The 9,608-nt window shown below is 72.3% G+C and carries 10 protein-coding genes; 3 read left to right on the top strand and 7 right to left on the bottom strand.

Going from position 1 to position 9,608, the window contains the following annotated elements; all coding sequences use genetic code 11:
- Nucleotides 1-83 precede the first annotated feature (83 nt).
- Nucleotides 84-1,331 (bottom strand): phosphoribosylamine--glycine ligase, encoded by a 1,248-nt coding sequence (gene purD, locus AB0C78_RS30570; RefSeq protein WP_360754480.1) that lies wholly within the window; start codon nucleotides 1,329-1,331, stop codon nucleotides 84-86.
- Nucleotides 1,332-1,774: 443 nt separating this feature from the next.
- Between purD and AB0C78_RS30565 the strand changes: the two genes are divergently transcribed.
- A complete protein-coding gene (locus AB0C78_RS30565) occupies nucleotides 1,775-2,875 on the top strand; it encodes a magnesium and cobalt transport protein CorA (RefSeq protein ID WP_360754478.1) in 1,101 nt (366 codons plus the stop codon).
- Between the two features lie 122 nt (nucleotides 2,876-2,997).
- Here the strand turns inward: AB0C78_RS30565 and AB0C78_RS30560 are convergent, their stop codons facing one another.
- From AB0C78_RS30560 to AB0C78_RS30550, 3 genes are all read right to left on the bottom strand, one after another.
- Complete coding sequence (locus AB0C78_RS30560) at nucleotides 2,998-3,885, bottom strand: glycerophosphodiester phosphodiesterase family protein (RefSeq protein WP_360754475.1); 888 nt, start codon at nucleotides 3,883-3,885, stop codon at nucleotides 2,998-3,000.
- Nucleotides 3,886-3,960: 75 nt separating this feature from the next.
- Nucleotides 3,961-5,244, bottom strand: coding sequence for an adenylosuccinate synthase (locus AB0C78_RS30555; protein ID WP_151543078.1), 1,284 nt, complete (start codon nucleotides 5,242-5,244; stop codon nucleotides 3,961-3,963).
- 133 nt (nucleotides 5,245-5,377) lie between these two features.
- Nucleotides 5,378-5,797, bottom strand: coding sequence for a DUF3151 domain-containing protein (locus AB0C78_RS30550; protein WP_151543077.1), 420 nt, complete (start codon nucleotides 5,795-5,797; stop codon nucleotides 5,378-5,380).
- Nucleotides 5,798-5,892: 95 nt separating this feature from the next.
- On the opposite strand from AB0C78_RS30550, the gene AB0C78_RS30545 reads away from it, so the two are divergent.
- Complete coding sequence (locus AB0C78_RS30545; protein ID WP_360754471.1) at nucleotides 5,893-6,687, top strand: SAM-dependent methyltransferase; 795 nt, start codon at nucleotides 5,893-5,895, stop codon at nucleotides 6,685-6,687.
- A 3-nt stretch (nucleotides 6,688-6,690) separates the two neighbouring features.
- On the opposite strand, the gene AB0C78_RS30540 is transcribed toward AB0C78_RS30545, so the two are convergent.
- Nucleotides 6,691-7,878 (bottom strand): hypothetical protein, encoded by a 1,188-nt coding sequence (locus AB0C78_RS30540; RefSeq protein WP_360754469.1) that lies wholly within the window; start codon nucleotides 7,876-7,878, stop codon nucleotides 6,691-6,693.
- 164 nt (nucleotides 7,879-8,042) lie between these two features.
- Between AB0C78_RS30540 and AB0C78_RS30535 the strand changes: the two genes are divergently transcribed.
- Nucleotides 8,043-8,318: a helix-hairpin-helix domain-containing protein gene (locus AB0C78_RS30535; RefSeq protein ID WP_360754467.1), complete on the top strand. Its 276-nt coding sequence runs from the start codon at nucleotides 8,043-8,045 to the stop codon at nucleotides 8,316-8,318.
- Between the two features lie 17 nt (nucleotides 8,319-8,335).
- Here the strand turns inward: AB0C78_RS30535 and AB0C78_RS30530 are convergent, their stop codons facing one another.
- Complete coding sequence (locus tag AB0C78_RS30530; RefSeq protein WP_360754465.1) at nucleotides 8,336-8,878, bottom strand: GNAT family N-acetyltransferase; 543 nt, start codon at nucleotides 8,876-8,878, stop codon at nucleotides 8,336-8,338.
- Between the two features lie 81 nt (nucleotides 8,879-8,959).
- Nucleotides 8,960-9,409 carry a helix-turn-helix domain-containing protein gene (locus AB0C78_RS30525; RefSeq protein WP_360754462.1) on the bottom strand — a complete coding sequence of 150 codons (450 nt, stop codon included), beginning with the start codon at nucleotides 9,407-9,409 and terminating at the stop codon, nucleotides 8,960-8,962.
- Between the last annotated feature and the right edge of the window lie 199 nt (nucleotides 9,410-9,608).

The raw sequence follows: 9,608 nt of genomic DNA, 5'->3' as shown, positions 1-9,608 counted from the left end.
ACCTTGCCCGTCGTCGGGCGGGCCCGCTGCGCTCGCTGCACTCGCTCCGCGGGCCCGCCCGTGTGCTGGTTTGGCTGGATTGGTCAGGCTTGGGCGGCTTTGAGGGCGATGTCGGTGCGGTGGTGCGAACCGGGCAGGCCGACCTTCGCGGCGGCCTCGTAGGCGGTGGCGCGGGCCGCGGCGAGGTCCGGGCCGGTGCCGACGACGTTAAGGACGCGCCCGCCGCCCGCGACGAGCCGCCCCTCCGCGCCGAGCTTCGTCCCGGCGTGCAGCACGTACGCGCCGTCGACCGCCGCCGCCTCGTCCAGGCCGGTGATCTCCCCGCCCTTCACCGGCGCCGCCGGGTACCCCTCGGCCGCCACGACGACCGTGACGGCGGAGCCGGGCCGCCACTCCAGCGCCGTCTCCGGGTCGAGGCCGCCGATCGCGCAGGACTGCAGCAGCACGCCGAGCGGCGTCGCCAGCCGGTCCAGGACGACCTGGACCTCCGGGTCGCCGAACCGCGCGTTGAACTCGATCACCCGCACGCCCCGGGACGTGATCGCGAGGCCCGCGTACAGCACCCCGACGTACGGGGTCTCGCGCCGCCTCAGCTCGTCCACGACGGGCTGGACGACCCGGGACATCACCTCGTCCACCAGGCCGTCCGGAGCCCACGGCAGCGGCGTGTAGGCGCCCATCCCGCCGGTGTTCGGGCCCTCGTCGCCGTCGTAGGCGCGCTTGAAGTCCTGCGCGGGCAGCAGCGGGACGGCGTGCTGGCCGTCGCACAGCGCGAACAGCGACACCTCGGGGCCGTCGAGGTACTCCTCGATCACCACGCGGCCGCACGCGGCGGCGTGCGCGGCGGCGACGTCCCGGTCGCGGGTGACGACGACGCCCTTGCCCGCGGCGAGCCCGTCGTCCTTCACCACGTACGGCGCCCCGAACGCGTCGAGCGCCTCCTCCACCTGCATGGTGGTCTCGCAGACGCGGGAGTCGGCGGTCGGCACCCCCGCCGCCGCCATGATCTCCTTGGCGAACGCCTTGGAGCCCTCGATCCGCGCGGCCTCCTTGTCGGGGCCGAAGCACGGGATGCCGGCGCGGCGCACCGCGTCGCCGACGCCCGCCATGAGCACCGCCTCGGGGCCGACGACGACCAGCTCGGCGCCGAGCCGCGCGGCCAGCTCCGTCACCGCCGTCGGGTCGCAGGGGTCGAGCTGGTGGTTGTCCGCGATCTCGGCCGTGCCCGGGTTGCCCGGGGCGCAGTGGAGGGCGGTGACGGCTGGGTCGCGGTGCAGGGCGCGGGCGAGCGCATGCTCGCGGCCACCCGATCCAAGGACGAGTACTCGCACGTCACGCGAGCTTACTGGCCCGGGCGGTTCGGTGTGGACGGCGGGAAGGCGGGCATAAGGCCCGAGCGGAAAGGCGTTATGGACGGTGCCGGCCGGTGTCGCGGACGCCGCCGGGCCCGGGTGAGGCGGCCGTCACACGCGTCCCTTGTGAACCTCGCCGAACGGCCCGGCGTCTTAAATGTCGGCTGGTAAGCTGCGACGGGCTTGACGCCCCGTGGTCGAGGTGCGTGAAAGGAGGTGGTCGGGATGAGTCCTGGTGATACTTGCAGTTCGCCGGAGAACCCTCACAGTCCGGGCAGGACTGTCCATCCGTCCGCCTTCCTCTGGCGTCCGGCCATCGCTCTCGCGCGCTCCCCACGCTGACGCGGCGCCCCTCGGGCCCGCTGGATCAGAACGGGTAGAGCGCGCCCCTGCGTGCGTGGCCGGCGGGTTAGGAGCACCTCATGGCCATGACACGAGTCCGTCCTGCGCGCGCCACCAAGTCGCTGTTCAAGGCCCGCGGGCGAACCCACGGTGCACAGGTACAGGGGCGCGCCCGCGATTCCGCCGTCATCGACTGGGCCGCCTACATCGACGGCCACCGCGCGTCCACCGCCACCGTCGAGGACGCCGTCCGCCTGATCCGCGACGGCCGCCTCACCCCCGACGGCGACAGCGCCGGCTTCGTCTGGGTCGGGCTGCACGAGCCGTCGGCGACGGAGCTGACGGAGCTGGCCGAGGTGTTCGGCCTGCACCCGCTCGCCGTCGAGGACGCCATCCACGCCCACCAGCGGCCCAAGCTGGAGCGCTACGACGACGTCCACTTCGTGGTGATGAAGACGGTCGGCTACGTCTCCACCGGCCCGGACGAGGCCGAGGTCGTCGAGACCGGCGAGATCATGATCTTCTGCGGCCCGGACTTCGTGGTGACGGTCCGGCACGGCACGCACGGCGAGCTCGGCCCCGTCCGCCGGCAGCTGGAGAAGGACCCGGCCCGCCTCGCGATGGGCCCCGCCGCCGTCCTGCACGCCGTCGCCGACCGCGTCGTGGACGGCTACGTCTGCGTCGCCGACGCCGTCCAGGAGGACATCGACGAGGTCGAGGAGGCCGTGTTCTCGCCGGAGCGCACCGACGAGGCCCGCCGCATCTACCGGCTCAAGCGCGAGGTCATCCAGCTCAAGCGGGCCGTCGGGCCGCTCGCCGGGCCGCTGCGCAACCTGTCCGGCCGCCGCTTCGTGCCCGCCGAGATCAAGGAGTACCTGCGCGACGTCGAGGACCACCTCACCCGCGTCCGCGAGCAGGTCGAGGCCTACGACGAGCTGCTGAACCCGATCCTGCAGGCGCACATGACGCAGGTGACGGTCACCGACAACAAGGACATGCGCAAGATCTCGGCCTGGGGCGCGATCTTCATGGTGCCGACCGCGATCACCGGCGTCTACGGGATGAACTTCGACTTCATGCCCGAGACCCACTGGCACTTCGGCTACCCGATGATCGTCGGGGCCATCGCCTTCATCTGCCTCACCCTGTACCGGGGCTTCCGCCGCAACGGCTGGCTGTGACTATTGCAAGCCCGGCCCAGGGCGCTCGCCTGGCGGCTCGCACCCTGACCGTGCTTGGGCGAGCGCGAACTCGCTTCGCGAGCTTCGCGGTGGGGGCTCGCCTTCGGCTTCGCCCCCACCGCTCAGATAACGCGCTCGCGTGACGGTTCGGGTCTCCGTGCGGCCGTGGGCATGCGGTCGGGGTAGTCGGTGACTATGGCGTCTACGCCGTATTTGATGAAGCGGGTCATGTCCTCTTGGGTGTTGACCGTCCAGACGGCGACGGGGAGGTCGAGGGCGTGGGCGTCCTCGACCAGGCCGGGCGTGGTGATGGCGTGCTCGGGGGACAGGGCCGTCGCGCCGATCGCGGCGGCGGCCGCGACCGGGTCGTCCGGGGGTAGGCCGGCGAGCCAGCGGGTGCCCGGCACGAGGGTCTTGCGTTCGATCAGCGCGGTGCGGCGGAGGCCCGGGTGGTTGCGGTGGGCCTCGACGAGGACGCGCCAGTCGAAGGCGAGGAGCCGGCTGCGGGACGTCATCCCGGCGGCGGCGAGGACGCCGGCGACGGCGGCGGTGAACAGCTCGACCTCCTCGTCCGTCCAGCCGGGATCGGTTTTCAGCTCGACGGCGAGGCCGACGCGCGTCGGCGCGAGGAGCGCGCACGCCTCCGCCAGCGTGGGGATCGGCGTGCCGGGCAGCGGGCGCTGCGTGCGCGCGAACGCGTCGTCGCGCTGCCGGACGCCCGCGTCGACCGTCTTGAGCTGCGCGAGAGTCAGCTCCCTGACCGGCTTGCCGACGTACGGGAACGCGGGGTCGTCCGGCCAGGCGGGCGCCGTGTCGGCGAGGTTCGCCGGGGACAGCACCTGGTCGTGGCCGAGGACGACGGCGCCGTCCGCGGACAGGCCGACGTCCAGCTCGATGACGTCCACGCCCAGCTCGGCGGCGTGCGCGAAGCCCGGCAGCGTGTTCTCGGGGCGCAGCCCGCGCGCCCCCCGATGACCGTGCAGCTCGACGGTCCCCCCGATGCTGATCACCGGGGGAACGGTACCGGCCGTCACCGAACCCCAGGTGGAGGCTCGGTGAGGGCGGGGGGAACGGGGGTTCAGGTGTTACACCAGGGAACGCAGGGAGAGGGTCTGGTCGCGGCCCGGGCCGACGCCGATCGCGGAGATCTGCGCGCCCGACATCTCCTCCAGCGCCCGGACGTACGCCTGCGCGTTCTTCGGCAGGTCGTCGAAGGTCTTCGCACCGGTGATGTCCTCCTGCCAGCCGTCCAGGTACTCCAGGATCGGCTTGGCGTGGTGGAAGTCGGTCTGGGTGGCGGGCAGCTCGTCGACGCGCTCGCCGTCCACGTCGTAGGCGACGCACACCGGGACCCGCTCCAGCCCGGACAGGACGTCCAGCTTGGTGAGGAAAAAGTCGGTGATGCCGTTCACCCGGGACGCGTAGCGGGCGATCACCGCGTCGAACCAGCCGCAGCGCCGGTCGCGGCCCGTGGTGACGCCGTACTCGCCGCCGGTCTTGCGCAGGTACTCGCCCCACTCGTCCAGCAGCTCGGTGGGGAACGGTCCAGAGCCGACGCGGGTGGTGTAGGCCTTCAGGATCCCGATCACGCGGGTGATCTTCGTGGGGCCGACGCCGGAGCCCGCGCACGCCCCGCCCGCCGTGGGGCTGGACGACGTCACGAACGGGTAGGTGCCGTGGTCGATGTCCAGCAGCGTGCCCTGCGCGCCCTCCAGCAGCACGACCTTGCCGTCGTCGAGGGCGTTGTTCAGCACGAGCGTGGTGTCGGCGACGAACGGCCGGATGCGCTCCCCGTACGCCAGGTACTCCTGGACGATCGGGCCCGTCTCGATCCGGCGCCGGTTGTAGACCTTGGTGAGGACCTGGTTCTTCTCGCGCAGCGACAGGTCGAGCTTCTGGGTGAGGATGTTCGGGTCGAACAGGTCCTGCACCCGGATGCCCATCCGGTTGATCTTGTCGGCGTAGGCCGGGCCGATGCCGCGGCCGGTGGTGCCGATCCGCGCCTTGCCGAGGTACCGCTCGGTGACCTTGTCGAGGGCCCGGTGGTGCGGCATGATCAGGTGCGCGTCCGCCGAGATCAGCAGCCGTTCGCAGCCGATCCCGCGCTCCCGCAGCCCGTCGATCTCCTGCAGCAGGACGGCCGGGTCGATCACCACGCCGTTGCCGATCACCGGCACGACGTCCGGCGACAGGACCCCGGACGGCAGCAGGTGCAGCGCGTAGCTCTTGTCCCCGATGACGACCGTGTGGCCGGCGTTGTTGCCGCCCTGGTAGCGGACGACGTAGTCGACGTCGCCCCCGAGCAGGTCTGTTGCCTTGCCCTTGCCCTCATCCCCCCACTGGGCACCGACAAGAACGATGGCAGGCATGCCACTTTTCCTTCCCACGACGAAGGCCCCGGTCGCCGCAAGCGCGAAGGGGCCTCTTGCGATCAAAGCGTACCCGTACCCGGCCGTTAAAAAAACCGCACCTCACCGGCCGGGTACGCGTGCGACGCGTGGGTCAGGCGGACAGCGCGTCCGCGGCGGTGGCGCTGCTGTCGCGCAGGAACGCGCGGCAGCGCTCGGCCTCGTCCTCCTCGCCGATGGCGGCGGCGGCCCGGGACAGGGCGTGCAGGGCGCGCAGGAAGCCGCGGTTGGCCTCGTGCTCCCAGGGGATCGGGCCGTGGCCCTTCCACCCGGCCCGGCGCAGCTGGTCCAGGCCGCGGTGGTAGCCGGTGCGGGCGAACGCGTAGGAGTCGATCACGCTGCCCTTGGCGAAGGCGCGGTCGGCCAGTTCGGCCCAGGCGCCCGGGTAGTCGGGGTGGCGCGCGGCGACCTCGAACGGGTCGACGCCGCCGTCCAGCGCCTCGCGGGCCTCGGTGTTGTCCGGCAGTTCCGTCGGAGGAGGGCCGCCGAGCAGGTTCTGGGTCATGCGGGTCATCGTAGGTCGACGCGCCGGGTCCGCATCAACCCGGGTCACGACCGTGTTCCCGGCCGGGCCTGGAGCCGTCACCGGGCCGCGGCTACGATCGGCGGATGGTCGTCCCGGACGGAGTGGACCAGTCCCGGCCGAGCCCGGCGCGGGTGTACGACGCCCTTCTCGGCGGCAAGGACCACTACGAGGCCGACCGGCAGGTGGCCGAGGCGCTGGTCGGGATCCTGCCGAGCATGCGGCTGGTCGCCGTGCAGAACCGCGCGTTCCTCGGCCGGGCCGTCAAGTACTTGACGGGCGAGGCGGGCGTCCGGCAGTTCCTCGACATCGGGACGGGCCTGCCGACCCAAGACAACGTGCACGACGTCGCGCAGCGGATCGCGCCGTCGTCCCGGATCGTCTACGTCGACAACGACCCCGTGGTGCTGGCCCACGCGCGGGCCCTGCTGACCAGCACGCCGGAGGGCGCGACCGACTACGTGGACGCCGACCTGCGCGATCCCGCCGCGATCCTGGAGCGCGCCGCACGCACCCTCGACCTGGACGAGCCGGTCGCGCTGCTGCTGGTGGCGATCCTGCACTTCCTCCCGGACGGCGACGACCCGCACGCCGTCGTCGCCGAACTGGTGGACGCCCTCGCTCCCGGCTCGTACCTGGTCCTCTCGCACGGCACCCCGGAGGCCGACCCGAGGGGCGTGGACGCCGCCGACGAGTACACCCGGAAGGCGCCCGGCACCGAGGTGACGCCCCGTCCGGCCGAGGAGGTCGCCCGCTTCTTCGACGGTCTCGTCCCGGTCGAACCGGGCGTCGGCTACATCACGGCGTGGCGTCCCGAGGGCCCGGTCCCGCCACCCGACAAGGTCGGCCTCTACGGCGGCGTCGCCCGCAAACCGTCCTAGTCGTTACGGCGTCGCGGCTTGTGCGAGGTCGTAGACGGCCTTGCTCTGCGCGCCGAACCCCTGCGTGACGGACCAGGGCCCGACCTGCCAGGACGGCGCGACCCAGAGGTACCAGGGGGCGTCCCCTGTGGAGTTGGTGAAGCGCGAGGTCACGGCGATCTGGGTGCCGGTGCCGGTGGCGGGGTCGAAGCCGGTGAGGACCGGGCCGCCGCTGGAGCCGGGCGACATGGCCGACGGCATGTCGTGCCCCATGTCGCCGAGCTGCGCGTCGTCGATGGACGCGCCGCTGTGCGCGTACATCAGGGTGCGTCCGTCATAGCCGCGCCGCTGGGCCGCCGGAACGCCGTAGCTCGCGTTGGTGCCGTCGTTGTTCTTGCCCCAGTACCAGTTGCGGATGTTGTCCCTCGGATAGCCGAACTGGTACAGCTGCTTCGGGTTGCCGCTGTCGCCGAACGCGATGTTCTGCGCGCCGACCACCTGGCCGATCGGCTGCGATTCGCCGGGCTTGGCGACCACGGCCATGCCGACGTCGGCGCCCAGGGTCCAGTTCGAGTGCACGTGCCACTGGTAGGTGACCCAGGCCTGGGTGACGCCCCAGACGCCGTAGGGCGCGACGTCGGGGCCGGGCAGCGTGGTCCCGGGCGTGCCGCCGGGTACGTGGCGTGCCAGGGCCGCCCCGTTGAAGCCGGGGATGAAGACCGCGTTGTCCGCCTCGTACGTCCCGGTCAGGCCGACGTTCGAGTCGACGCGGAAGCAGTGGCCGGCGGCCGTGATGACGCTCTGGTTAGCGCTGGTGACCACATTGGCCGAGCACGAGACGGACTGCGTGTCGGAACTGTTGCTGGTGTTGTGCATGTGGACGAGGAGCTTGCCGGCGGTCCGCGAGATCAGGCCGCCTGAACCCCAGGGCGCGCTGAGGGCGTCCCAGCCGCCGGTGGGCGCGTAGGCGTCGGCGCCCTGGCCGTTCTCGTTGCCGGAGTCGTCGTTGAAGCCGGCCTGCGCGATGCGGTCGGTCGTCCAGTAGTTCACCTCGGCGGCGAGGTTCTGGTCGTGGGCCGGGCCCGCCGGGACGAGCGGCGGCAGCGCGTACGGCGGTGTGTCGTCGGCGTGCGCCGGTGCCGCGGCCAGGGCCAGGGCGGCGACGGTTCCGGCGAGCGCGCCGCCCACCGTGCGGCCTCGTCGAGTGATCATGCTGGGCATGGGACGGCCTCGTTCCCCTCGGACGGCGGCGGGAGGCGGGGACGATCATACAGACACATGTGTTCATATGGAATGTCCGAAACCTGCAAGCCTCGCCGAGCCGCGTCCGCCTACGCTGACCTGGAGGAAGACCGCGAAGACGGCAGGGGGACGGCATGGCCGAATCGGATCTCACCGGCCTGGTCAACGTGGGCCGGGCGGTGGCCCGCTACTTCGAGCGCATCGGCATCACCCGCGTCGAGCAACTCGCGGGCCGCGACCCGGTCGAGCTGTACGAACGGATGTCCGCCGCGTACGGGCAGCGCCTCGACCCGTGCCTGCTCGACACCGTCATGTCCGCCGTGGAGCAGGCCGAGGGCGGCCCCGGCCGCCCCTGGTGGCACTACACCCCGGAACGCCGGCGCCTCCTGGCCGGGGCCGAGAAGGCCTGACGTGCCCTGCCCGGCTCTCAGAGCCGCGCTGCGGCCATGGACGGGGGTAGGGGAAGGCGGAACCGGGCGGCGCCCTCCTCGGTGCGCGAGCGGGCGGTGGGCCAGCCGCGCCGGATGAACAGCAGGGCGTCCCGGTTGGTGAGGATGACGTCGGCGCCGAACTCGGTGACGCCGCGCCGCGCGGCGAGGTGCGTCAGGTGGCCGACGAGGCGGCTGCCGAGGCCGCAGCGCTGCCACGGGTCGGCGACCAGCACCGCGATCTCCGCCCGGGACGGCTCGCGGACGTCGCGGACGTACTCCGCGATGCCCACCATCTCGCCGCCGACCAGCGCGACGAGGGCCTCGCGGTCCCAGTGGTCGAGGCGGTCCATGGCGGCGACGTAGTGGTCCGGGATGCGGGGCGTGCCGGAGAAGAACCGGGTATAGAGGCTGCTGCCGGAGAGGCGGTCGGACATCCGGACGAGCCGGTCGTGGTCGGTGACCCCGTACGGCCGGATCCGCACGTCCTCGGGTGTGGGCGCGGCAATGTGGGCGACGCTGCGCACATTGAGTTGCTTCATGAAACCCATTGGACCGCAGTGGGTTTCGTCAAGCAACCCATAATCCGGTGAACGGTGCGTTGATTCTTCGCCGGGATCCGGCTACGCGCCGGGGCCGGGCCGGGGGTCGACGTCCCCGGGCCCCAGGGCGGCGCCGCAGGAGTCGCAGGTGAAGCGGGGCGTGAGCGTGCCGTCGCAGCCCCGATGCCCGACGATCACGGGCGGCCCCTCGGGGGCGTAGTGGCGGTCGCCCCACATCAGCAGGGTCATCATCGCCGGCCACAGCTCGACGCCCTTGCGGGTGAGCCGGTACTCGTGCCGCTCGGGCCGCTCCTGGTACGGGACGCGGCGCATGATCCCCTCGTCGCACAGCCGGGTCAGCCGGTCGGTGAGGACGTTGCGCGCCACGCCGAGCGCGTCCTGGAAGTCGTCGAACCGGCGGACGCCCTCGAACGCGCTGCGGATGACCAGCAGCGTCCAGCGATCGCCGACGATCTCCAGCGCGCGGGCGATCGAGCAGTTCTGGCTCTCGTAGGTGCGGGGCAGCGCCACGTACCCGAGACTACCGAAGTTTCATCACAAAACGCGCGCGAGAGTCGGTTGTACGCCGGGCCGGAAGACAAAGCCCGGCCCCCGGCACGGGCGGGCACGCGGAGCGAGTGCAGCGAGCGCAGCGGGCCCGCCCGACGACCGACAGGCCGTTTCGCCGCGGAGCGCTGGCGGAGCGGGGAAACGGCCGGGCGGGCGCAAC

The sequence above is a fragment of the Actinomadura sp. NPDC048394 genome (assembly GCF_040651755.1).
Classification (GTDB): Bacteria; Actinomycetota; Actinomycetes; order Streptosporangiales; family Streptosporangiaceae; genus Spirillospora; species Spirillospora montaniterrae.
Note: the sequence above shows the minus strand (reverse complement) of the source record. Positions and strands in the feature narration are given on the sequence as shown.